Below are 24,597 nucleotides of genomic sequence, written 5' to 3'. Positions count from 1 at the left end.
CCACTAGCTGTAAATAAACTAAAAAGTAAACTTGCCAGTCTTACTTTAATAGGGATTGAGCGATTAAAAAAGAAACTAATTGTTAAAATTAAAGTAATAGTTCCGACAAATAATAAAGGTAATTGCCAGCTTCTAGTATAAAAAAGCATAGTGGCTGGCAACTCTTGCCAGACGTGAAAGAAGCTAATGTTAGGACTAGCAAGAGAGTAGTTAAGCTTGTTTTCTAATAAGTTAAAAGCAGTAGGAGCAATACTAAAAGCAGCTAAAGCACCAGCTGTTAAAGAAGCAATACTAAAGTAAAGGCTGTTTCTTAGTAAGTTTTTCCAATTTGAATAATTTAAATATGATTGGTAAATAAAGAAGCCAACTAAGAATAAACAAACCATGAAAGCTGTGTAGTAGTTAGCGACAATCGTAATTGCAAGAAGCAAAATATAAGGGAAACTAAAACGGCCTTTGCTTAATTGAGTCACAAAAACAACTAATAAAGGTAAAAACGCAATGGCATCAAGCCACATTAAGTTACCAATATAAGTAATTACGTATGAAGAAAGGGCATAAGCGACAGCTAAACTAATTGCCCAAGGGTCAGCTAAATGATGGAGCTTTTTTGACATCCAACAAAAACTAGCACTAGCGACCATAACCTTTAATAAGATTATGATGTATAAAGCTTGTGGTAAAAACTTAGTAGGGAAAAGTAAAGCAATGAAGTTAAAAGGACTAAGAAGATAGTAACCCCAATTACCAGCAGTATTACCACCTAAGCCATTAGAAAAGCTAAACGAAATACTAGAAAAATCGTGAAGTAAAGTATGTTGGAAATAAGCAAAAAAGGAGATATATTGGTCAATCAAATCACCAGAGTGAATAGTTCCACCCATTAGGAAATTAATGCTGCCAATCCAACTAGCGATAAAAAATATAAGACCAGCGAGAAAGCCGGCAAAAATCCAAGTTCTTTTTTTCATAAAATAAAAACCTCTAAAGTAATGAAAATATACTAATCCATTCTAACATGGAAGTAATAGCTTTTATATGAGGAGTTTTAAGGTATATAAAAAGCCATACTCTTAGTAATGGAGTATGGCCTTTTCTTTATCCAAAATTATCTAAATCGTTAACAGCTTGTTCCCAATCATTAGTAGCTTGATCAAGTTCAGCTTGAACTTTTGATAAATCTTCTTGCAATGGCCCTAACTTATCAAAATTAGAAGCAATTTCAGGATTTGCCATTTCAGTTTGAATATCTGCTTCTTTTTGCTCTAATTCATCAATTTTAGCTTCTAAATCATCAACTGTTCTTTGTAATTTTCGCTTTTGTGAATCAAGCTTTTTTTGTTCTTGATAAGATAACTTGTTTTCACTAACTTTTGTTTCAGTTTTAGTGACTTGTTCAGGTAGTTGATTTACAGGCTTATTTTTTTCTCCTAAATAATATTCGTAATTACCTTCATATAATTTTGCGTGACCAGTTCTAACTGAAATAATCTTATTTGCTAGTTGGTTAATAAAGTACCGGTCATGAGATACGAATAAAAGTGTACCATCAAATTTACTTAGAGCCTGTTCAAGAACTTCTTTTGCTTCAATATCTAAGTGGTTAGTAGGTTCGTCCATGATTAAGAAATTATCATGTTCTAAGGCTAAAACGGTTAATGTTAATCTAGCTCGCTGCCCACCTGATAATTGGCCAACCACCTTGTCAATATCTTTAGCGGTAAAAAGAAAACTAGCTAAAATCGAACGAACATCTTTTTCAGGCATTGATTTATGGCGATCCCAGATAGTATCAATAACAGTCTTTTTGTAATCTAGTCCTTGTAATTCTTGATCGTAGTAACCAATATCTAAACTAGCACCATACTTAATGGACCCTGATTTAACCGCTAGTTTTTTCATAATAGTCTTGAGTAAAGTGGATTTACCAATTCCATTAGGCCCAATAATAGCTACTCGATCTCCTTTATTGACTTGGAAAGAAATATCACTAACCATAGTTTTATCAGGATAGCCAATAGTTAAATCTTGAGCAATTAGAACTTCTTTTCCAGAAGGACGATCAGCCTTAAAATTAATCCGCACTTTGTTACTGTGCTTTGGTGGATCAATTCGATCCATTTTTTCTAGTTGCTTACGGCGACTTTGAGCCCGCTTGGTAGTCGTAGCACGAACAATATTTTTCTGAATAAATTCTTCGGTTTTCTTGATTTCTTCTTGTTGCTTCTCATAAGCAGCTTCTTGTTGAGCATCTCGTAATTTGCGTTCAGCTAAGTAGTGAGTGTAGTCTCCTTTAAAAATAGTCAACTTACCATAACGCATTTCAAAAATTTGCGTTGCAAGATGGTCTAAGAAGTATTGATCGTGAGATACAGTCAAAATAGCTCCATCATAATTTTTCAAAAATCCTTCGAGCCAATCTAAAGTATCTAAGTCAAGATAGTTGGTTGGTTCATCAAGCAAAAGTAAGTCGGGCTTTTTAAGAAGTAATTTAACAAAACTTAGTCTTGTTTTTTCACCACCAGATAGTGAGCTGATTTTCTTGGTCCAAGTGTTTTCTTTAAAATTGAAACCATTTAAGACACTTTTTATATCAGCTTGATAGGTATAACCACCATTTTGTTCAAAGTCAAATTGCATTTGATCATAACGCTTAAGCAAGTCACTATCTTCTGGATTATCAGCAATTTGTTCTTGCATTTTGGTTAAAGTTTCGCCTTGCTTGATAAGTGGTGCAAAAACAGTAATCATTTCGTCCCAGATGCTTTTATCTTCATCTAAGGCATTTTCCTGGGCGATATATCCAACATCAATATCTTTGTTAACTGTAAATTCACCTTTAGTTGATTCTTCTTCTCCAGTCATAATTTTGAGAAGAGTGGTTTTCCCGACCCCATTTGGTCCTACTAGACCAATTCGGGCATTATTTTCAATTGAAAAATTAATATCTTTAAATAAAGTTGTTGCCCCAAATTGTTTTTCAAGGGCATGTCCTTGTGCAATAATCATATAATTCACCTGTGCAATATTTTACCATAGGAAATGTGAAGATTTCACTTACTTGTTGCTATTAGGATTAAATTTGTGAAAATATTACTTGCATATGAACCATAAGTGTATGTATCATATTCATGATTGAAAAAATTTCACATTCACAAACTTGAATGAAGAAGGGTTCTTTGATGGATAAAATAAAAATTCCAAAGGCAACTGCACGTAGATTGCCACTTTATTATCGTTACTTAATTTTATTAAATGAGGAAGGAAAAGAAAAAGTATCCTCAACTGAACTCTCAGAAGCAGTTCAAGTTGATAGTGCTTCTATTAGACGTGATTTTTCATATTTTGGCGCATTAGGTAAGCGTGGCTATGGTTATGATGTCAAAAGTTTACTGGGATTTTTTAAAAAAATCTTGAATCAAGATACTTTGACTAATGTTGCCCTAATAGGAGTAGGGAATTTGGGGCATGCCTTACTTAATTATAACTTTAAACGTAGTAATAATATTAGAATCTCTTGTGCATTTGATATCAATTCTGATTTAACTGGAAAGATTGTTAGTGGTGTTCCGGTTTATGATATGAAAGACATGATTGAACAAATTAGAGAGCAACAAATTACAATTGCAATCTTAACAGTTCCTCAAATAAATGCCCAAAAAACAGCTAATGAAATTGTTGAAGCAGGAGTTAGAGGAATTATGAATTTTACACCTGTTCGACTATCAGCTCCTGCAGGTGTTCGAATTCAAAATGTTGATTTAGCAACAGAATTACAAACTTTGGTTTACTTTTTAGAATCTGATAAAAAAATTGAAGATTAGAGTAAAGCATTAGTATTGCTTACTTAATTTATACGAATAGCACCTTTTTAGCACTCGAAGCAAAAAGGTGCTATTTTTTGCTTGCATCGAGGAGAAAAACATATTATTATAAGCATTGTAAGTTAGCACTTAGAAATAAAGAGTGCTAAAAATTAAATTGATAGTTAATATAGGAGGGACAAACGTGTTACAACCTATTGGTGATCGCGTGATCGTAAAAGTAAAAAAAGAAGAAGAAGAAACTGTTGGCGGTATCGTCCTTGCTTCAAATGCTAAAGAAAAGCCAACTGAAGGTGAAGTTGTTGCAGTAGGTAGTGGCTTAGTTACCAGTGAAGGTAAAGTTTTACCAATGACTGTTAAGGAAGGCGACCGTGTAGTTTACGACAAGTACTCTGGCACTAATGTTAAGTATGACGGAGAAGAATACTTGGTCCTTCATGAAAAAGACATTTTAGCAATTGTAAAATAATTCTGAAATAAAGGAAGTAATTTTATTATGGCAAAAGACATTAAATTTGATGAAAAAGCTAGACGCTCACTATTAAAGGGTGTTGATAAGTTAGCTGATACTGTTAAGACAACCTTAGGACCTAAGGGACGTAACGTAGTGCTTGAAAAGAGTTATGGTGCACCAGAAATTACTAACGACGGTGTAACTATTGCTAAGGCAATTGAATTGAAAGACCACTTCGAAAACATGGGTGCTAAGCTTGTTAGCGAAGTTGCACAAAAGACTAATGATATTGCTGGTGACGGTACTACTACTGCTACTGTTTTAACTCAAGCTATCGTTAATGAAGGTATGAAGAACGTAACTGCCGGTGCTAACCCTGTTGGTATTCGTCGTGGTATTGAAAAGGCTACTAAGGCTGCAGTTGATGAATTGCATAAGATTAGCCACAAGGTTTCTGGCCGTGACGAAATTGCACAAGTAGCTAGCGTATCAAGTGCTTCAGAAGAAGTAGGTAACTTGATTGCTGATGCTATGGAAAAGGTTGGCCATGATGGTGTTATCTCAATTGAAGAATCAAAGGGTGTTAACACTGAACTTTCAGTAGTTGAAGGTATGCAATTTGACCGTGGTTACCTTTCACAATACATGGTAACTGACAACGACAAGATGGAAGCTGATCTTGATAATCCATACATCTTGATTACTGATAAGAAGATTTCTAACATTCAAGATATCTTGCCATTATTACAAGAAATTGTTCAACAAGGTAAGTCATTACTTATTATTGCTGATGATGTTGAAGGTGAAGCATTACCAACTCTTGTTTTGAACAAGATTCGTGGTACTTTCAACGTTGTTGCAGTTAAGGCTCCTGGCTTTGGTGACCGTCGTAAGGCTCAATTACAAGATATTGCAGCTTTAACTGGTGGTACTGTTATTACTGAAGATTTAGGCTTAGAACTTAAGGACACTAAAATTGATCAATTAGGTCAAGCTGGCAAGGTTACTGTAACTAAGGACTCAACTACTATTGTTGAAGGTGGTGGCACTAAGGAAGCCATTGCTGAAAGAGTTGACTCAATTAGAAAAGAAATTGAAAACTCAACTAGTGACTTTGACAAGGAAAAGTTGCAAGAACGTCTTGCTAAGCTTGCTGGTGGTGTTGCAGTAATCAAGGTTGGTGCTGCTACTGAAACTGAATTGAAGGAACGTAAGTACAGAATTGAAGATGCCTTGAACTCAACTCGTGCCGCAGTTGAAGAAGGTTATGTTGCTGGTGGTGGTACTGCTTTAGTAGATGTTAAGAAGGCAATCACTAAGCTTACTAGCGACAATGAAGATGAACAAACTGGTATTAACATTGTGTTACGTGCTCTTAGCGCACCAGTTCGTCAAATTGCTGAAAACGCTGGTAAAGATGGCTCAGTTATCTTAGACCACTTAATGAGTGCTGACCCAGAAGTTGGTTACAACGCTGCAACTGACAAGTGGGAAAACATGGTTAAGGCCGGCATTATCGACCCAACCAAGGTAACTCGTTCAGCATTACAAAATGCGGCATCAATCGCTGCATTACTTTTGACTACTGAAGCAGTAGTTGCTGAAATCCCAGAAGAAAAGCCAGCTGCACCTGCTAACCCAGCTGCAGGTATGGGCGGCATGATGTAAAAAGCGTAAATTAGCTTTCAAGCTCTAGAACAACTATGTTCTAGGGCTTTTTTATTTTGTAAATTAAAACCTCCCATTTTTTCGTATTTTATATTGTACGAAAAATATAGGAGGAAATTACCATGTTTGAAGACCAAAAGTTTTATGGTTTCACAAATGATGAAATCTTTGGTAGTATTATGCAAAATAAACGCTTTTGTAAGGCGATTATTCAAGCGGCACTACCTGATGTGAATGTTGTGTCTGTAGAAAGTATCGATGCGCAAAAAGAGCTAGGGACTAAGTCGGATAAAATTAGTAAATCTGTCAGACTCGATATTGCGGTTAAAGACAAAGCAGGTAACTTGTATGACGTGGAAATGCAGGTTAATAACAATCATGACATTGGACCACGAATGCGGTATTATCAATCCTCGATGGATCGGGATACTTTGGATCGAGGCGAACCGTACACTTCATTGTCTAGAACGTATCTGATATTCTTGTGTGCTTTTGATCCATTCGGTAAGGGAAAGCTGCGCTATAGTTTTCACTTGTATGATGATGAAAATAAAAGTATTCAGCTTAAAAACAATGCTGAAAATATTATCATTAATTCAAAAGGTAGTGGCAGCGAAGATGTCGATTTGTTAAATCTCCAAAAACTAATGAACGATGATAAAATAGAATCAAAAGGAATCTTTAAAGAGATTCAGAACAAAATCCAAGAATATAATGATGATCCGAAAAGGAGAAATCTTATGAGAACAGCAGAATTACGGATGAAGGAAGAAACAGCAGTAGCGGAAAAAAGAGGTATTGAGAGAGGTCGCGAAAAAGGCGACAAGAATACGGTGAAGGCTCTTACGTTGACCATTAAAGAAATGAGACCAGAGACTAACGAAACAGATGTGTTTAAGCAAATTAAGAAAACTGTTGGTCCAGACTTCAGCTTAAGTGACTCAGACATCCAAGCAATAATCCACCAGAATATGAAATAAACTTGTCAGGGAGAAATCTTATGAGAACAGCCAAGAAATAAAGATAGCTGAAAAATATTCTCAAAATAAAAGTGCTGGTAAGTTAGCTCAGGCTGATATACCAGCTTTTTGTATGCAATTATCAGGAGAAAAAGGTAGCGTGCTGATATACTTAACTTAAATACTTGGAGGGATAGCTATGGAAATTGGGGCAGCATTGAAAGTTACACGGAAGAAGTTAAATCTCAGCCAAAGTGAAATGGCGGGAAATATTTTGACTAAGTCTTATTATTCTAAAATAGAGCGTGGAATCCATGAAATTAATGCTCAAGATTTAATTGATATCCTCAATTTGCATGGCATTAGAATTCAGGACTTCTTTGAAGAATTTAATTTTGAGAAAAATACTTTTGGGAAAAGTAACTTTGACCATTTACACAGGTTAGTGGGAAATGCTTATTATCAAAAAGATACTGATGGACTTTTGAAAGTTATTGATGCGATAGATAAATTCCCAAATAGTCAAAATAATCGGCTGGCTAGAGGACTTCGAGTCGAAGCAAAATTACTTTATCAAGGACTAAAATATGGTCCAGAAAAGATTGATGAAGAAACAATCAGAGAAGTTAAACAGCTGATGTTTAACTCAGATAATTGGGATGAGTTGAGTTTGACTCTGTTGTCAGTTTCGCTTTCGTTTTTTAAGAATGATGAATTAAGTGCAATTATCAAAGCAATAGTAACTAGAAATAAGCCAGATAAGTTAACTTCTAGAAATCGAGAAATAGTATCGTCAATTCTGATTAACTATTTAGCCTATTCATATAATAGAAAAATCACTAAAGGAGCGGCACTTTCTCTGACATTTTCCTGGCTAAGCGAGCTGGATTCATCACCTAAAAATTGTTTGACTAAAATTTATGCTAACTATTTTCAAATGTTACTGTCTGGCAATAAAGAAAAAGCTAATCAAATTCGCCAATTTTTGAATGATAATGGCATGGAAGACTTAACACGCTATTTAGCAAGATAAAAAGTGTCAATTTCGACACTTTTTTATTTTAATTAAAATATGTGGTATTATTATAAAAAAATAAGATTGTTAATAAAAATGGAGGAGAACTATGATCTACCAAAACTATTCAAAGTTCAAGTTCTTTTGGCTTAACTTTTTCGGCTTAATCTACAGTACCGAAAATATTATTATGGCCTACATGGTTGGTAGCTTAACCAATATGGCGACTAAGAGAGAATTTTCTTCATTGCCACTGCTTTTTATTCAGATGGTAGTTGTTTTTACAATTGTGCTGATTTCTAATTTAATTTTTAATTATTTGAAAGCTGACGCAATTAAAACTACCAATGTTAAGCTTAGAACTAGCGTGCTTAAGGGGATGCTTACTAGTAAACATGAAGATAGTGCAAACTTGGGCTTTTTGACCAATGATTTTAAACTCCTTGAAACTAATCGCTATGAAGCTGAGATTCAAATCTTGTTCTATTCATATACAGTCGTGTTGGCTCTAGGCTATTCGCTCTACCTCAACTGGATGTTGACACTAATTTTCTTGGTTGGTGCGAGTCTGCCAGCAATTGTGTCTAACTTCTTCCAAAAGCAAATTCAAACTAGTTCTGTTGCTTGGACTAAGGCTAATGACAAGTACGTTAACCAGACTAAGCACTTGTTAGCTGGGACTGAAGTTTTCAATTTATTCAATAAAAGAAATGCAGCTGTTGCGCAAAATCGGGTCACTGTTGACAATCTTGAAGATAAGCTTGCCAAAATGAACTTAGCAAAAAATAATACCAATGCCTTCTTGAACATTATCGCGATGGGCGGGACCTTCCTTGTTCCGTTCTCAATTGGGGTAATGCTAGTTATTCAAGGCCAAACAACTCTTGGTGCTTTATTTGCGATTATTCAATTATCGAACTCCTTCGTTAACCCTATCTTGCAAATTTTGAGTGAACGGAATAACTTAACAACTACCAAGGATATCGTTGAAAAAATTAAACAGTTGTCAGCTCAAGGTCAAAAGGCTGAAAAAGCTGCAATTTCTGACTTCAATAGTTTGGAAGTTAAAGATGTTAACTTGAGTCGGCAAGGTAACAAGTTAGCAAATGGCATTAGCTTTACTTTGAAAAAAGGTGAAAAACTTGCCGTCATCGGACCATCAGGTTCAGGTAAGTCGACGCTATTGCAATTCTTGCTATATGGTGACTTCGGGAAGGCAAGTGAGCTTAAGCTTGATGATGCATTTGTGAAAGCTGGTGCGTTTAGCAACTTATTTAGTTACGCTAGTCAAAAAGCGATTATCTTTCCTGAGAGTCTCTGGTTCAATCTAACCTTAGGAGCTGAGCTTGCAGAAAGTGAAGTAAGAGCAGTGTGCGAGCAGCTCGATCTAGGTGACTTGGTTCGGGAAAAGGGCTTTGACTATCAGTTAGGTGATAATGCGGATCAGCTCTCAGGTGGGCAACTGTCAAGAATTGGCCTGGCGCGGGCAATTCTAGCTAAGCGGCCAGTCTTATTATTAGATGAAATTAACGCTTCACTTGATAAAAAGACTGCAGCCGATGTTGAAAATTACCTGCTTAATTCAGACTTGACCTTCATTGAAGTTAACCACCATTATGATAGTGAAAGCTTGGCCAAGTATGACCAAGTGGTGGACTTTAGTAAGTATATGTAGGAAAAAAGAATATTTAGTTAGAAGAAAACGGCCTCAGTCATAGGAATACCTATGTGAGACCGTTTTTTTATTTTATTATAGCGGAAAATTGGAGTAGGTGGTGAAGCGGTAAGGGATTGGATATAATTATATAGAAAGAAAATAGTGGAGGTAGCTTATGAAAGGATCAGAAAAAAGATTAATTTCTCTTTATGACGGCTCAAATGTAAGAATGATTATTCCAGTTTATCAAAGAAATTACGATTGGACTCGTGATAACTGTCGTCAATTATTTGATGATTTAGTGTCATTAATAAAAAATAATCGTCAAAATCATTTCTTTGGTAGTGTAGTTGAAATGGGTACGCAAGAAGGTATAGGAGAAGTCTCAATTATTGATGGGCAGCAACGAATTACTACAGTGTATCTTTTAATGCTTGCATTAGTAAAGCTTCTTGAAGAAGAAAAAATTACAAGTACTGATCCGCAATTAGCACGAAGAATAAGAGCAAGCTACCTTGAAGATGAATTTCAACCAGAAGATAAAAAATTACGCTTAAAGCCTGTAAAGAATGATGAAATGGCGTTAAAGCGACTATTTAAAGATGAAAAAGATTATTTATTGAGTTCTAATTTAACTAATAACTTTAGATATTTTTATGAAAGAATTTTAGATCAAGAACTAACTGCGGATGAGTTATTTAAGGCTATTCAGAAGTTAATGATTATTGATATTTCTCTTAAGCAAGGAGAAGATGACGCTCAATTAATTTTTGAAAGTTTAAATTCAACGGGACTAGACTTAACTGAAGCTGATAAAGTGAGAAATTATGTTTTGATGAACCAGCCAGTAAAAGTTCAAGAAAGCTTATATGAAAATTATTGGAATAAGATTGAAGTTAATACAAATTATGAGGTTTCTGATTTCCTAAGAAATTATCTGACTTTTAATTTGAAGAGAGTTCCTAAAATTCAAAAAGTTTATCTTGAATTTAAAAAGTATAGTGAGAAAAATGACTCTGATATAGAAGAATTACTTAGTGATTTGGAAAGATATTCAGAAATTAATCGTGATATTAGCAATGCTTCAACCGGAGAGCGAGAAGTAGATGAAGTATTGCATAGATTAAATATTTTAGATATGAGAGTTATTAAGCCGTTCTTGTTACCTTTGATTAATTATTGGAAATTAAATAAGATTGATTCTAAAACACTTATAGGATCATTGAAAGTAGTGGAAACCTTTATTTTTAGACGTACAATGTGTTCATTCCCTACAAATGCCTTAAATAAAATTTTTGCTACTTTATTTAGTGAAACTATTAAGTTGACTAACCAAGGAAATACAGAATTTTTACCGGTTTTAAGTTATATTCTTATTAATAAAGCAGATAGTTCTAGATATCCTAAAGATTCTGAATTTTTAAAATCATTTGATGATAAGGATATCTATGATATGAATAAAAATGCTCGAAAATATTTATTTGATAGACTTGAAAATCAAGACTCACGCGAGCATGTTAATGTTGTAGATAATATGCAAGATGGGAATTATACAATTGAACATATTATGCCGCAAACATTATCTGATTCATGGAAAAATGCATTAGGTAGTGATTATAAGAGGATCTACACTCAATGGATAAATAAATTGGCCAATTTAACTTTGACTGCTTACAACAGTAAGTATTCTAATCGAAGCTTTATTGAAAAAAAGTATATTGATAATGGTTTTGACCAAAGTGGTTTTAGACTTAATGACTTTTTGAAAAATTGTAATCAATGGACTGAAAAAGAATTACTTGCTAGAAACGATTACTTAAAGGAACTCGCTTTGAAATTATGGCCATATCCTGAAAGTAATTTTCAGCCTAAGCAACGCGAAAAAGTAAGTCGTACACTTGATGAAGATTATGATTTTGCGGGTACTAAGATAGTTAGTTATACATTTAAAGGAACACCTTATCAAGTTAAATCTTGGATTGAAATGTATGTAAATGTGATTGAAGCATTATATGAAATAGATCCAACTCCACTATATAAGATAATAGCAATGCATGCTACAAAGGGATGGAAATTTTATTTAAGTGGTACTGAAAAAAATGAATTTACTAAAGTAGCAGATGATTTATATGTTTATGGAAGAACAAATACATGGAATAAATTGAATGTATTGAATAAGCTATTTCAAATATACGGAATAGATCCAGCAGAGTTAGTCTTTGAAATTAATGAAAAGAAAATAAGAAATGATAATTAAGAAACTTGAGTTAGTGTAAAATTCAAAAGTAAAGATAATAGAAAGAGACAAATTATGGCAAGCAAATCAAATGACTTAAAATTTGAAGATAAATTGTGGGCAGCGTGTGATGAATTACGTGGAAGCATGGATGCATCAGAATATCGTAATGTTGTTTTAGGTTTAATCTTTTTAAAGTATGTGTCAGACTCTTTTGAAGAAAAAAGACAAGAACTTTTAAAGTCTGATTATCCAGAAGATGCTGAAGATTCAGATGCATATTTAGCTGATAATATTTTTTGGGTTAGTCCGGAAGCAAGATGGGACAATATTCAAAAAGCGGCTAAAACTCCAGAAATCGGTGAAGTAATAGATCATGCAATGGAATCTATTGAAAAAGATAATGAATCATTGCGTGGAATTCTGAGTAAAAATTATGAATCACCAGATCTAGATAGATCTAGATTGGGTGGAGTAGTAGATTTAATTTCAGACATTAATGTGGGTGGTAAAGAGGCAAAGGAAAGAGATATTCTTGGAAGAGTTTATGAATATTTCCTACAAAAATTCGCTAGTAATGAAAAGAAAAATGGTGGAGAATTCTATACTCCGAGATCAGTAGTTAAAACTTTGGTTGAAATGGTAGAGCCATTTAAGGGAACCGTATATGATCCTTGCTGTGGTTCTGGAGGGATGTTTGTACAATCAGAACAATTCGTTCAAGAACACCAAGGTCAGATTGCTGACTTGTCAGTTTATGGACAAGAATCAAATCCAACTACTTGGAAATTAGCCAAATTGAATCTTGCCATTAGAGGTATTGACAACAATTTTGGGGCGCATCAAGCAGATACTTTTACTAACGACTTGCATAAAGGAACTCATTTTGACTATATTTTGGCTAATCCACCATTTAACGTTAAAAAATGGGGTGGAGAAAAATTAAAAGATGACCCACGTTGGAAATATGGTATTCCACCTGAAGGAAATGCCAACTATGCCTGGATTGAACATATCATTAGTAAGCTTAATCCAGATGGAAAAGCAGGTTTCGTTTTAGCTAATGGAGCATTATCAACCACACTCAAAGAAGAATTAGCTATTCGTAAAAATCTTTTAGAAGCAGACAAGATTGATGCGATTGTTGCTTTACCAGATAAGATGTTCTACTCAACTGGAATTCCTGTTTCATTATGGTTTATTGATATGAATAAGAATTCTGAAGATGAGCGGGATCGTCGTGGAGAAACTTTATTCATTGATGCTCGTGAATTAGGTGAAATGGTAGACCGAACTCACAGAGAATTTAGCGATGAAGATATTAAGAAGATTGCTGACACTTATCATGCATATCGTGGAACCAATGAGCAAAAATATGAAGATATGGCTGGATTCTGTAAGATTGCTAAATTAGATGAAATTGCTAAAAATGATTACGTATTAACACCAGGACGTTATGTTGGGTTAGTTGAACAAGAAGATGATGGAGAACCATATGAAGTTAAGATGGCGAGATTGACTGCTGAATTGAAGAAGCAATTTGAAGAGAGTGATCGACTTCAAGATGAGATAAAGGATGTTTTGAAGGAGTTAGGGTATGAAATATAAAGTTGGAGAGATAGGAAAAGTTATAGGTGGTGGCACACCAAGTACTAAACACGAAGAATACTATACCAGTAGTGGTAAGGGAATAGCTTGGTTGACACCTAAAGACTTAAGTTCTTATTCTAAAATGTATATTGATCATGGATCCCGTGATTTAACTAGTGAGGGATATAATAACTCTTCAGCTAAACTTTTACCTAAGGATTCTGTTTTAATAAGCTCAAGAGCACCTATTGGATATGTAGCAATAGCAAAGAATGAAATTGCTACAAATCAGGGATTTAAAAGTATTATTCCAGATAAAAGTAAAGTATATCCAGAATATTTATACTACTTAATGTTGGAAAATAAATTAAATCTAGAAAAAGTAGCATCTGGTTCAACCTTTAAAGAAGTTTCTGGTAAAGTAATGAAAGAATTTGAAGTCGAAATACCTTCATTATCAAAACAAGAGAAAATTTTGAATCAATTAATACCTATACAAAGGAAAATAGAATTAAACAATCAAATAAATGATAATTTAGCTGCTTAGAAGTATTTATTTAAAAGTTCAGATTTAATCTTTATTAATAAATCGTTTTCTCGTAAATTGCTATTTATTTTTTTGTAGTTTTCTTCTGCAAAGTTGGCGATATTTGAGATAACTTGAGGATTTTCAGGAAATGGAAACTCGAAATCTTTTAATGCTTTTTTATTGAGATGTAGGACAGTTGTACCATTAACATATGTCAAGCAATGACGTTTCATAATATCGCCTTGCATTATTAATGCAAGTAAAAACTTAGAAATTTTATTTTCTTTAGCTGTTACCTTAACCAAGTCCATAGAAAAAATAATTTTATCGTAGTTACCACATGTAAGTATTGGTTCAGCATTACCAATTATTTCAGCATTTTGAGTCAAGTCAGTATGTGCAACCAAAACATCATAAAGATTAGCATATTTTTGAACTTTTATTTCTTTTTGAGGATTAATTTCTTTGAATCCTCTTGCGTTAAATCCACCATTTCTATCAAAGTTCTTTATCGTAGCCATTGCTAAATGACTTGGTGATAGTTCTTTACCCTTATATGAATAACCAGGTGTGACTTCTGCGTAATCTTTAAGAGAAACATAATTCCAATCAGATGGCATTTTCCCATTATTAAATTTTAAATAAGTAAAGAAGTAGTTGCTGATTTCCTTTATTTGCTTAAATAAATTATCATTTATCCTAACAAACCATATTTGAAAGAGGTGAAGTCATGAATTCAATTAAAGAAGAAAGTATAGAGAAAGATGCTCTTGAAACCCTTGCAAAACAGGGCTATCAAGTCATCAAAAGTGAAGTATACAATCATACTAGTAAAATTATCGATGCTGAAAGAAATAATGATCATACTAAGTTCATTCTTGAACCTAGATTGGCTAAAGTCTTAAAAGAATTAAATCCAGGTTATTCAGATGATATTTATCGTCGTGCTCTGCATGAATTTTCAAAATTAGCTGATAATCCAGATATGATGATTAACAATCATTACATGCACAAGTTGCTGATTGAAGGTGTGAAGATAAAGACATCTGAGAATGGAGAAAATAAGACTGTTACTTTGCATGCAATTGATTTTGATAACTGGGAAAATAATGACTTTTTAGCTACTAATCAATTTGAAATTGTACAAGGTGAAAAAAGCCGTAGGACTGATATCACTGTATTTGTTAATGGACTACCTTTAATTACATTTGAGCTTAAAAAGCCTGATAATGAGAATATTACTGTAAAAGAAGCATATGAACAGTTACAAACTTATAAGGCTGAAATCCCAGACTACATGAAATACAATGAAATTCTAATTGCTTCTGATGGAGTTAATGCTCGTGTAGGTTCTTTGACTGCAGGTTTTGATCGTTTTATGAGATGGCGACAACCTAAAAATGAATTAGTACCAGAAGGTAGTCTGGAACTCGATATTTTAATTGAGTATATGTTGAAGCCTAAAACCTTACTTAATATTATTCAAAACTTTATTATTTTTGAGACCAATGGTGATAGTACAGTAAAAATATTAACTGCATATCATCAATACTATATGGTTAATAAAGCAGTTGTTGCTGCCGAACGTGCTTTGAAATCTAATAGTGATAAAAGAATAGGTGTTGTTTGGCATACTACAGGATCAGGAAAATCTCTATCAATGGTTTTCTTCTCAGGGATTGTTGCCAGAAAACTAGGTAATCCAACTATTCTTGTGATTAATGATAGAAATGATTTAGATGATCAATTATTTGGTACTTTTGCTCAGGCTCATGAATATCTTCAACAAACACCAGATCATGCAGAAAATCGTGATGAAGTTAGAGATTATATGAGTCGTAATTCAGGTGGAATTGTTTTTAGTACAATTCAAAAGTTTTCTCCAGATTTTGAACGTGGGGAAAATGAGATGCCAGTTTTAACTAATCGATCTGATGTAATTGTTATGGCAGATGAAGCTCATAGAACTCAATATGGTTTGCAGGCTGAACTTACTAAGAACGGTGTTAGATATGGTTATGCAAAATATTTGAGGGATGCTTTGCCTAATGCTTCATTTATTGGATTTACTGGTACTCCAATAGATACAGCAGATAAGTCTACTGTAGCGGTTTTTGGTAATTATATTGATGTATATGATATAACTCAATCTGTAGCAGACCACGCAACAGTTAGAATCTTTTATGAAAGTCATATAATTCCTTTAAAACTTAAATCAGGCTCAGAAGAGAAGTTTAATGAGTTGATGAATGAGTATGATTTAAATACCGAAGCTTCTGATTCAGAAAAAGAAGCTCGAAATAAAGAATTAACTAAGCTTGAAGCTATTGCTGGTGCTAAGCAAAGATTGGAAGCTATAGCTAAGCATTTTATATCTCATTTTGAAGCTCGGCAAAAAGAAGAGTTCGGTAAATCTATGATTGTCGAAATCTCTCGAATCAATGCTGTCAAATTATACAATGAGATTATAAAATTGCGTCCAAATTGGGAAAGTTCAGATATCCACAAAGGAAAAATAAAGATCGTAATGACCTCTAGTCCTTCAGATGGCCCAGAACTTTCTAAACATAATACTAGCAAGCAAGACCGTCGTATTTTACAACAACGTATGAAAGACAACTCAGATGAACTTCAAATAGTAATAGTTGTTGATATGTGGCTAACTGGATTTGATGTACCTAGTTTAAATACTTTGTATGTTGATAAACCTATGAAAGGTCATAATTTGATACAGGCGATAGCTCGTGTTAACAGAGTGTTCAAAAATAAAGAAAGTGGCTTGATTGTTGACTACATTGGTATTGCGGATTCTTTAAAACTTGCATTAAGTATTTATTCTAAAGATGACAAAGATCAAGTAGGCATTAATGTCGAAAAGGTTTTGGCACTGCTTAAAGATAAGTACAATATCATTAAAAATGATTTCTTATACGGAATAGACTATTCTGGCTTCGATTCGAAAGATGATATTGTAAGAACTAGGACAGTTAATAAGGTTGCAAATGAGTTAATTGCTGAAGATAAAGAAACAATTCAAAAGTTTTGTGATGTAGTAACAGAAGCTCAAAAGTTATATGCATTAGTGGCAATTCAGCCAGCTGCTCAAGAGATTGGGCCAGAAATAGCATTCTTTAGGTTAGTTAAAGTATTTATCATGAAATTACTTTCTAACAATGATGATCATGAAAGAAAGAATATTGATTATCGCTTACGTCAAATGATTGACCAATCAATAATTGCTGAACCTGAAGTAGATGTATATAAATCTTTGGGATTGGAAAAGCCGAGATTGGATACAATTTCTCCAGAGTTTTTGAAAAAAGTTCAAAATCTAAATGAAAAATCTTTAGCAGTTAGAATTTTGGAGAAAATTCTACGAGGACAGATTAAAATTTGTTTGCAAATGAACATTGTACAAGGTAAGAAATTTCAAGAAATGCTTGAAGCGTCAATTGCTGAATATAATAAACGTGGGATAAACACTGAAATTGTTATTCGAGAGTTGATTGAAATGGCTCAAAAAATTAATGCTGAACAGGAAAAAGGTAAAGATCTTGGTTTAACTCCAGAAGAAATTGCTTTCTATGATGCTTTAGCAAACCATGAAAAAGCTGTACAAGTTTTAGGTGAAGAAAAATTACATTTAATTGCCAAAGAACTAGTAAAGACAGTCAAGGCTAATGCAGGTGTTGATTGGGAACGAAGAGCTGCTGTTCAAGCTAAAATGATAATGGCTGTTAGACACCTTTTAAGAAAATACGGGTATCCACCTGATATTTCAGCTGATGCAACGAAATTGGTGGTTTCTCAAGCAAAACAAATGGCAATTGGACCTATTTAATAAAGTATATTTAGAGTAAATTTCTTCTGTAATGCCAAAATGTTGATAATCAAGGGATATATTCTTTGAAGTATCAATATTTTTTCGTTCTTTTTAGTATGTAACTTAAATTATGTTGGAGAGATTAGTAGTCAAACAAAACGCCAATTCGGATGATGATTATAATTATTAAGTAATTAAAGTGTGCAATGATTATTGCACGCTTTCTTTTTGCTATAATAGAATATAGTAATTTCTTTTTGAGGGGACGCAATTAAATGGCAGAAACAACACCTATGATGAAGCAATATTACGACATCAAGAGTCAGTATCCTGATGCCTTTTTGTTCTATCGTGTCGGGGACTTTTATGAACTTTTTGAAGATGATGCAGTTAAGGGTGCGCAAATCTTAGAATTAACCTTAACTCACCGCTCAAATAAAAGCGAAAATCCAATTCCAATGGCTGGGGTTCCCCACCAAGCTGTGGATTCTTATGTGAATACTTTAGTGGAAAAAGGTTACAAGGTTGCTCTTTGTGAACAACTTGAAGACCCTAAGCAAGCCAAAGGGATGGTTAAGCGTGGAATCATTCAGTTAGTTACACCCGGAACTATGATGAATGAGGGACCTAATGGAGCTAAGGAAAGTAACTATTTAACTTCTGTTTTTTCCACCAAGAGTGGCTTTGGCTTAGCATATTCTGACTTATCCACTGGGGAAATCTTTACCACTCATTTGAAGAGTTTTGCCGATGTGCTAAATGAATTGCTTTCTCTGCGAACTAAAGAAGTAGTTTTTGAAGGCAGTCTTTCTGATAGTCAAAAGGATGTCTTAAAAAAGAGTAACATTACAGTTTCAACACCTATTCAAGACCAAGAAAAGCATGCCGAAGTTTCATATGCAATTCAAAAGTTAAGCAATCAAGCTGAAAAAGATGCAACTAAGCAACTAGTAATTTATTTATTAGTTACTCAAAAGAGAAGTCTAGCTCACTTACAAATTGCCAAGAGTTATGAGGTTTCTCAATACTTACAAATGTCCCACGTTGTTCAAAATAACCTCGAATTAGTGGCTAGTGCCAAGACTGGCAAGAAGATGGGGTCGCTATTTTGGTTACTTGACAAAACTAATACTGCGATGGGAGGACGACTTCTCAAGCAGTGGTTAGCGCGGCCACTTCTTTCAATTAGTGAAATTGAAAAGCGCCAAAAGATTGTTCAAGCAATGTTAGACAACTACTTTACTCGAGAAGGTGTAAAGGATGCACTAAAGGGTGTTTACGATTTAGAGCGTTTAACTGGTCGAATTGCCTTTGGCAGTGCTAATGCGCGCGAACTTTTGCAACTGTCACGTTCTTTAGATGCGATTCCTCAGATTCAAAGTGCCTTATTTGAAAGTGGCGATGAAGATTTAGCTAATTTTGCAGAGCAGATTATTGATTTATCAGAGTTAGCTAAGAAGATTAAAGATACAATTGTAGAAAATCCTCCAATTCTAACTACTGATGGTGGATTGATTCGTGAAGGTATCAATGAACAGCTTGACCGTTATCGCGATGCAATGAACAATGGGAAGACTTGGCTTGCTCAGTTGCAGGCTCAAGAACGTAAAGCAACTGGGATTGAGAATTTAAAGATTGGCTACAACAAGGTCTTTGGCTACTTTATCCAAGTTTCAAAGGGAAATGTTGCCAAGGTGCCAGAAGGCCGTTACATTCGTAAGCAGACTTTAACTGGTTCAGAACGCTACATTACGCCAGAACTTAAAGAACATGAAAATCTAATTTTAGAGGCTGAAAATAAGTCAACGGACCTTGAATACCAAATCTTTTCTGACTTGCGTGAATATATCAAGACCTTCATCCCTAAATTACAAGAACTTGGTAACACAATTGCCAGCTTAGATGCTTTGACTAGTTTTGCGACAGTTGCAGAAGAAAATAATTATTGTCGTCCAAGTTTCCACCAAGATAGTCAAGAAATTAAAGTAGTCGCAGGCCGTCACCCCGTAGTTGAGAAGGTGCTTGCTGATGGCAGTTATATCCCCAACGACATTCAAATGGCTGATGATACTAGTGTTTTCTTAATTACAGGGCCTAACATGTCAGGTAAGAGTACTTACATGAGACAGATGGCTTTAATAGCCGTAATGGCTCAAGTAGGTTCATTTGTGCCAGCTACTGAAGCAGCTTTACCTATTTTTGACCAGATCTTTACTAGAATTGGGGCAGCCGATGATTTAATTAGTGGACAATCCACTTTTATGGTTGAAATGAGCGAAGCTAATGAAGCCTTGCAAAATGCTACTAAGCGCTCACTTGTCCTCTTTGATGAGATTGGACGTGGTACTGCGACTTATGACGGGATGGCGCTTGCAGGGGCTATCGTGAAGTACTTACATGATAAGGTTGGTGCTAAGACCTTATTTGCAACGCACTATCATGAATTAACTGATATGGAAAAAACACTAGATCATCTTAAAAATATTCATGTTGGTGCAACTCAAGAAAATGGCAAGCTAATTTTCTTACATAAGATTTTGCCAGGACCAGCCGATCAATCATACGGCATTCACGTTGCTCAACTTGCTGGCTTACCTAATAAAGTCTTACGCGAGGCAAGCAAGATGCTAAAACGGCTTGAAGCGCAAGGCGCTAATGGACTTGAACCAGCTAGTTTGCAATTAGATCTTTTTAACGAGAAAAATGACAGTGAAGAAACTACTAGCGATGAAGCCATTTCCGATACTGAAAAGCAAGTAATTGAAGATATTAATAACTTGTACTTGGCTGATAAGACGCCACTAGAAGTTATGCAATTAGTAGCATCTTGGCAACAAGATTTAAAGGATGAAGACTAATGGCAAAAATTCATGAATTATCGGAAACTTTAACCAATCAGATTGCGGCTGGTGAAGTTATTGAACGACCAGCTAGTGTAGTTAAAGAACTAGTTGAGAATGCAATTGATGCTAAAGCTAGTCAAATTGAGATTGAATTTATTGATGCTGGTCTAAAAGAAGTAATCGTTCGCGATAATGGTAGTGGTATTGCAAGTGAAGACTTAGACTTAGCCTTTCGCCGTCATGCTACCAGCAAAATAAGCAAAGAACGTGATCTTTTTAAGATTGCAACTCTGGGCTTTCGTGGAGAAGCGTTAGCTTCAATTGTTGCTGTGTCACATACTGAAGTAATAACAAGTACTGATGGTATTAAAGGTGTGAAGGCTGAATTTGCTGGTGGGGAAAAGCTAAGCGAAGAAACTCATGCTAGTACAAAGGGAACTGAAATCAAAGTTAGTGATTTGTTCTACAATACGCCAGCTCGGTTGAAATATTTAAAGAGTCCACGGACCGAAACAATGAAAATTGTGGACATTGTGAATCGACTAGCACTTGGACATAGTGAGGTTGCCTTTACTTTAAAAAATGAAGGTAAACTGCTTTTAAAAACGCCAGGCAATAATAACTTACGCCAAGATTTAGCCAATATTTATGGGCGATTTATTGCTAAAGATATGATTGAATTTAGTAAAGAAGATCCAGATTTTAAGGTAAGTGGATTATTATCTACGCCTGAGACTACGAGATCAAATCGCAATTTTGTATCGATCTTGCTTAATGGGCGTTACATTAAAAACTATCAATTAACCAAGGCAATCTTAGCCGGCTATGGTAGTAAAATTGCTCAAGGACGCTATCCAATAGCTGTCATCTTGATAGAACTTGACCCATTTTTAGTCGATGTAAATGTACACCCTACTAAAGAACAAGTTAGACTATCAAAAGAAAAAGAACTTAGTCGGCTAATTACTGAGGGAATTTCTACTGCTTTATTAGAAAATACTAGTCAAGTAAGTGCTTTAGCGAATTTAAATAAAGAAGTAGACAGACAAGACCAATTAGCTTTTAATCTTAACAAAAATGTGGTTGATACAACTCGTACTTATGAAGAAAAGCCTGCTAAAGAAGAAAAGCAAATTGCTGATCAAGAGGCTAATTATGTTGATTTAAATCAAGTTCGAGAAGATGATCGTTATGTTTTAACTGCTAGTTGGGATAAAAATGTTGCAATTCAAGTAAGCTTAACGCCATTTACCTCAAAAGATACTGATAGCTCAGAAGATAGTTTACTAACCAAGGGCGATGAAAAAATAGCCTATTCTTTGCCATATTTAACTTATTGTGGTCAGGTAGGAGCCTATATTTTAGCAAGCAATGAGGATGATTTATACTTAATTGATCAAGTGAGTGCTCAGCGTGCTTTAAAATATCGCGATACTTTAAAGCAGATGCAGGAGAAAGATTATCAACAAACCTTACTAACTCCTCTTGTTTTAGATTTTGGCAGTGAAGACTACTTAGAAATTAAAAATCACTTATCAGAACTAAAAGAGCTGGGATTAATTTTAGAAGATTTTGGTCAGAATTCACTTCTTTTGCCTAGTTATCCACTCTGGTTAAAAGATGAATCTGAGCGAAATATTCGAGAACTGTTAGATTTATTTTTGACCAGCAAAAAAGATAATCTAACTAGCATTAAGTCTAGCCTTGCTAAAGCAGAAGTAAGAAGACAAGTACGTAAAGAAAAGCTTACAAAAGAAGGCGCTCAAAACCTGCTTGAACAACTAGCAAGTTTAGCTGATCCATATCATGATCCATTTGGACAATTAATTATTGTCAAAATTACTGATACGGAACTTGACCATATGTTTAAAAAAGGTGAATAAGAATGTATGAATATTTAGAAGGAACTGTTACAATCATTACGCCAAGTTTCATTGCATTAGATGTGGGTGGACAAGGCTTTAAGATTTTTAGTGCAAAGCCATATAGCTATAGTGAAGGCCAACGGATTCGGGTTTATGTTGAGCAAGTTGTGCGTGATAATGATATTAGTTTATATGGTTTTGAAAGTAGCGATGAAAAACAATTATTTTTGAAGCTACTTAGTGTAAGTGGAATCGGACCCAAAAGTGCCATGGCTATTATGGCAGCTGAAAGTAGCGATTCGCTTGCTAAAGCAATTGAAAATGGAGAAGTTAACTACTTAACCAAGTTTCCAGGTGTTGGGAAAAAGACCGCTTCCCAAATTGTGCTTGATTTAAAGGGTAAATTAGGTAGTTATGTTGAACAAGATTTGTTTACAGCTGATACTTCTCAAGCTCTTAGTGATGCTTTATTAGCTTTGTCAGCTTTAGGATATACTAAAAAAGAAGTCGAAAAAGTTAAGCCAAAACTTGAAAAATCAAGCTTTGATACAGCAGATGAGTATATTAAAGAAGGTCTCAAGCTGTTGCTCAAGAAGAAATAAATAAAATAAACCAATTTAAGGAAGTGAAATGATGGACGAAGATAGCAGAGTGGTAGCTGGTGAAGAAGAACAAGGAGATTTGCAAGATGAATTAAGTTTGCGTCCCCAATCTTTTAGTCAATATATTGGGCAAAAAAGAGTTAAGTCAGAAATGGAAATTTACATCCAAGCTGCTAAAAAAAGGGATGAAGCTTTAGACCATGTCTTGCTTTATGGACCACCTGGTTTAGGGAAGACTACTATGGCTTTTGTAATTGCGAATGAATTGGGAGTTAATTTAAAAAACACTTCCGGTCCAGCGATTGAAAGGGCTGGCGATTTAGTGGCCTTACTATCGGATCTTGATCCGGGGGATGTTTTGTTTATTGATGAAATTCACCGCTTGGCTAAGCCAATTGAAGAAATTCTTTATTCAGCAATGGAAGATTATTATGTTGATATTGTAGTGGGAGAAGGTTCGACTAGTCATGCGGTACACGTACCACTTCCTCCTTTTACATTAATTGGGGCAACAACTAGAGCAGGGGACTTATCAGCACCATTAAGAGATCGTTTTGGAATTGTTGAGCATATGCAATACTACACAATTGGTGATTTAGAAAAAATTATTCAACGCTCTAGTGAAGTTTTTGCCACTAAAATTGGTAAAGAAGCCGCTCATGAATTGGCTAGAAGAAGTCGGGGAACGCCAAGAGTGGCTAACAGGCTTTTGAAGCGAGTACGAGATTATGCTCAAGTTAAAGAAGAAAACAAAATTTCTTTAGCTACAACCAAGTATGCCTTAGATCAATTGCAAGTGGATAATGAAGGGCTAGATTTAACTGACCGCAAGATTTTAAGAACAATTATTGAAGCTTATCATGGTGGACCAGTTGGAATTAGAACTTTGGCAGCAAATATTGGAGAAGATACAGATACAATTGAAGCCGTCTATGAGCCATATTTGCTTCAGCATAAGTTTATTACGATGACACCGCGTGGTCGCGTAGCCACTCAGAAAGCTTATTTGCAACTGGGGATACCACTTCCTGAAGAAAGTTAAACTTAATTTCTAGTAAAGTTTGTATAGTTTTGTATAATATAAAGTAGATATTTTTATGAGGTGAAGAAATGAATATTTCATTTATGGCTGCAGCAGCCGGTTTTGGTAGTTATTCAACAATCCTTATGATGGTTGTTTTAGTTGGTTTTACATACTTTTTCATGATTAAGCCACAAAAGAAGCGTCAACAACAAGCAATGGATATGCTTTCTAAGCTTAAAAAGGGCGATAAAGTAATTTTAGTAAGTGGCTTACATGCTAAGATTGATTCAGTTAATGACAAGAACAAGACAGTTGTTGTTGATGCTGATGGAATTTTCTTAACTTTTAGTAAAATGGCAGTTCGCCAAGTAGTTGAAGCTGCTCCTGAACAAGAAGTTAAGCCAGCAGAAACTGAAGAAAAAGCTGCTTCAGAAGAAGAAAAAGCTAACGAAGACAAGTAAGATTAGGCGCCGTGAGGCGTTTTTTCTATGTCTAAAACTAGAATGTT

Annotated in this window: 18 protein-coding genes; 15 read left to right on the top strand and 3 right to left on the bottom strand. The window is 34.7% G+C overall.

Annotated elements, in window-relative coordinates; translation table 11 throughout:
• A partial coding sequence (locus ETI37_RS03975) for a YfhO family protein (RefSeq protein ID WP_143460221.1) occupies window positions 1-971 on the bottom strand: 971 nt, incomplete at its 3' end.
• 127 nt (window positions 972-1,098) lie between these two features.
• Window positions 1,099-3,009: an ABC-F family ATP-binding cassette domain-containing protein gene (locus ETI37_RS03970; RefSeq protein WP_006586345.1), complete on the bottom strand. Its 1,911-nt coding sequence runs from the start codon at window positions 3,007-3,009 to the stop codon at window positions 1,099-1,101.
• A gap of 173 nt (window positions 3,010-3,182) precedes the next feature.
• Between ETI37_RS03970 and ETI37_RS03965 the strand changes: the two genes are divergently transcribed.
• The 9 genes from ETI37_RS03965 (at window position 3,183) to ETI37_RS03925 (ending at window position 13,950) form a co-directional block, all read left to right on the top strand.
• Window positions 3,183-3,824, top strand: coding sequence for a redox-sensing transcriptional repressor Rex (locus ETI37_RS03965; RefSeq protein ID WP_022091323.1), 642 nt, complete (start codon window positions 3,183-3,185; stop codon window positions 3,822-3,824).
• 184 nt (window positions 3,825-4,008) lie between these two features.
• Window positions 4,009-4,293 carry a co-chaperone GroES gene (gene groES, locus ETI37_RS03960; protein ID WP_022091322.1) on the top strand — a complete coding sequence of 95 codons (285 nt, stop codon included), beginning with the start codon at window positions 4,009-4,011 and terminating at the stop codon, window positions 4,291-4,293.
• Window positions 4,294-4,320: 27 nt separating this feature from the next.
• Window positions 4,321-5,946, top strand: coding sequence for a chaperonin GroEL (gene groL / locus ETI37_RS03955; protein WP_006586348.1), 1,626 nt, complete (start codon window positions 4,321-4,323; stop codon window positions 5,944-5,946).
• Between the two features lie 122 nt (window positions 5,947-6,068).
• Window positions 6,069-6,926, top strand: coding sequence for an Rpn family recombination-promoting nuclease/putative transposase (locus ETI37_RS03950; protein WP_006586349.1), 858 nt, complete (start codon window positions 6,069-6,071; stop codon window positions 6,924-6,926).
• A gap of 178 nt (window positions 6,927-7,104) precedes the next feature.
• Window positions 7,105-7,938: a helix-turn-helix domain-containing protein gene (locus tag ETI37_RS03945; RefSeq protein WP_006586350.1), complete on the top strand. Its 834-nt coding sequence runs from the start codon at window positions 7,105-7,107 to the stop codon at window positions 7,936-7,938.
• A gap of 91 nt (window positions 7,939-8,029) precedes the next feature.
• Window positions 8,030-9,595: an ATP-binding cassette domain-containing protein gene (locus ETI37_RS03940; protein ID WP_006586351.1), complete on the top strand. Its 1,566-nt coding sequence runs from the start codon at window positions 8,030-8,032 to the stop codon at window positions 9,593-9,595.
• 157 nt (window positions 9,596-9,752) lie between these two features.
• Window positions 9,753-11,834, top strand: coding sequence for a DUF262 domain-containing protein (locus ETI37_RS03935; protein WP_006586352.1), 2,082 nt, complete (start codon window positions 9,753-9,755; stop codon window positions 11,832-11,834).
• A 54-nt stretch (window positions 11,835-11,888) separates the two neighbouring features.
• A complete protein-coding gene (locus ETI37_RS03930; RefSeq protein ID WP_006586353.1) occupies window positions 11,889-13,421 on the top strand; it encodes a class I SAM-dependent DNA methyltransferase in 1,533 nt (510 codons plus the stop codon).
• The gene (locus ETI37_RS03925; protein ID WP_006586354.1) at window positions 13,411-13,950 is read left to right on the top strand and encodes a restriction endonuclease subunit S; all 540 of its coding nucleotides are present in this window, start codon (window positions 13,411-13,413) and stop codon (window positions 13,948-13,950) included. Before ETI37_RS03930 ends, ETI37_RS03925 begins: the two co-directional genes overlap by 11 nt.
• Here ETI37_RS03925 and ETI37_RS03920 read toward each other — a convergent pair.
• Window positions 13,947-14,552: a restriction endonuclease subunit S gene (locus ETI37_RS03920; protein ID WP_006586355.1), complete on the bottom strand. Its 606-nt coding sequence runs from the start codon at window positions 14,550-14,552 to the stop codon at window positions 13,947-13,949. The two genes, ETI37_RS03925 and ETI37_RS03920, sit on opposite strands and share 4 nt — an antisense overlap.
• Before the next feature lie 110 nt (window positions 14,553-14,662).
• Between ETI37_RS03920 and ETI37_RS03915 the strand changes: the two genes are divergently transcribed.
• The 6 genes from ETI37_RS03915 (at window position 14,663) to yajC (ending at window position 24,550) form a co-directional block, all read left to right on the top strand.
• Window positions 14,663-17,773, top strand: coding sequence for a type I restriction endonuclease subunit R (locus tag ETI37_RS03915; protein WP_006586356.1), 3,111 nt, complete (start codon window positions 14,663-14,665; stop codon window positions 17,771-17,773).
• A gap of 257 nt (window positions 17,774-18,030) precedes the next feature.
• The gene (gene mutS / locus ETI37_RS03910; RefSeq protein WP_006586357.1) at window positions 18,031-20,613 is read left to right on the top strand and encodes a DNA mismatch repair protein MutS; all 2,583 of its coding nucleotides are present in this window, start codon (window positions 18,031-18,033) and stop codon (window positions 20,611-20,613) included.
• The gene (mutL, locus tag ETI37_RS03905; RefSeq protein ID WP_006586358.1) at window positions 20,613-22,481 is read left to right on the top strand and encodes a DNA mismatch repair endonuclease MutL; all 1,869 of its coding nucleotides are present in this window, start codon (window positions 20,613-20,615) and stop codon (window positions 22,479-22,481) included. The genes mutS and mutL overlap by 1 nt, the downstream gene beginning before the upstream one ends.
• A gap of 2 nt (window positions 22,482-22,483) precedes the next feature.
• Entirely contained in the window at window positions 22,484-23,065 is a 582-nt protein-coding gene (gene ruvA / locus ETI37_RS03900; RefSeq protein ID WP_006586359.1) for a Holliday junction branch migration protein RuvA, read from the top strand.
• Between the two features lie 28 nt (window positions 23,066-23,093).
• The gene (gene ruvB, locus ETI37_RS03895) at window positions 23,094-24,107 is read left to right on the top strand and encodes a Holliday junction branch migration DNA helicase RuvB (RefSeq protein WP_006587717.1); all 1,014 of its coding nucleotides are present in this window, start codon (window positions 23,094-23,096) and stop codon (window positions 24,105-24,107) included.
• Between the two features lie 68 nt (window positions 24,108-24,175).
• Entirely contained in the window at window positions 24,176-24,550 is a 375-nt protein-coding gene (yajC, locus tag ETI37_RS03890; RefSeq protein WP_006586361.1) for a preprotein translocase subunit YajC, read from the top strand.
• Window positions 24,551-24,597: the final 47 nt, after the last annotated feature.

Origin of the sequence: Lactobacillus mulieris (assembly GCF_007095465.1) — a bacterium.
In the GTDB taxonomy this organism is placed as follows: domain Bacteria; phylum Bacillota; class Bacilli; order Lactobacillales; family Lactobacillaceae; genus Lactobacillus; species Lactobacillus mulieris.
The sequence above is the reverse complement of the archived record's forward strand: the minus strand, read 5'-3'. Positions and strand labels throughout refer to the sequence as shown.

Coding starts and splice junctions, on each gene's coding strand:
- ETI37_RS03970 (WP_006586345.1), bottom strand. CDS start 3,009: ATGATTATTGCACAAGGACATGCCCTTGAAAAACAATTTGGGGCAACA.
- ETI37_RS03965 (WP_022091323.1), top strand. CDS start 3,183: ATGGATAAAATAAAAATTCCAAAGGCAACTGCACGTAGATTGCCACTT.
- groL (WP_006586348.1), top strand. CDS start 4,321: ATGGCAAAAGACATTAAATTTGATGAAAAAGCTAGACGCTCACTATTA.
- ETI37_RS03950 (WP_006586349.1), top strand. CDS start 6,069: ATGTTTGAAGACCAAAAGTTTTATGGTTTCACAAATGATGAAATCTTT.
- ETI37_RS03945 (WP_006586350.1), top strand. CDS start 7,105: ATGGAAATTGGGGCAGCATTGAAAGTTACACGGAAGAAGTTAAATCTC.
- ETI37_RS03940 (WP_006586351.1), top strand. CDS start 8,030: ATGATCTACCAAAACTATTCAAAGTTCAAGTTCTTTTGGCTTAACTTT.
- ETI37_RS03935 (WP_006586352.1), top strand. CDS start 9,753: ATGAAAGGATCAGAAAAAAGATTAATTTCTCTTTATGACGGCTCAAAT.
- ETI37_RS03930 (WP_006586353.1), top strand. CDS start 11,889: ATGGCAAGCAAATCAAATGACTTAAAATTTGAAGATAAATTGTGGGCA.
- ETI37_RS03925 (WP_006586354.1), top strand. CDS start 13,411: ATGAAATATAAAGTTGGAGAGATAGGAAAAGTTATAGGTGGTGGCACA.
- ETI37_RS03920 (WP_006586355.1), bottom strand. CDS start 14,552: ATGCCATCTGATTGGAATTATGTTTCTCTTAAAGATTACGCAGAAGTC.
- ETI37_RS03915 (WP_006586356.1), top strand. CDS start 14,663: ATGAATTCAATTAAAGAAGAAAGTATAGAGAAAGATGCTCTTGAAACC.
- mutS (WP_006586357.1), top strand. CDS start 18,031: ATGGCAGAAACAACACCTATGATGAAGCAATATTACGACATCAAGAGT.
- mutL (WP_006586358.1), top strand. CDS start 20,613: ATGGCAAAAATTCATGAATTATCGGAAACTTTAACCAATCAGATTGCG.
- ruvA (WP_006586359.1), top strand. CDS start 22,484: ATGTATGAATATTTAGAAGGAACTGTTACAATCATTACGCCAAGTTTC.
- ruvB (WP_006587717.1), top strand. CDS start 23,094: ATGATGGACGAAGATAGCAGAGTGGTAGCTGGTGAAGAAGAACAAGGA.
- yajC (WP_006586361.1), top strand. CDS start 24,176: ATGAATATTTCATTTATGGCTGCAGCAGCCGGTTTTGGTAGTTATTCA.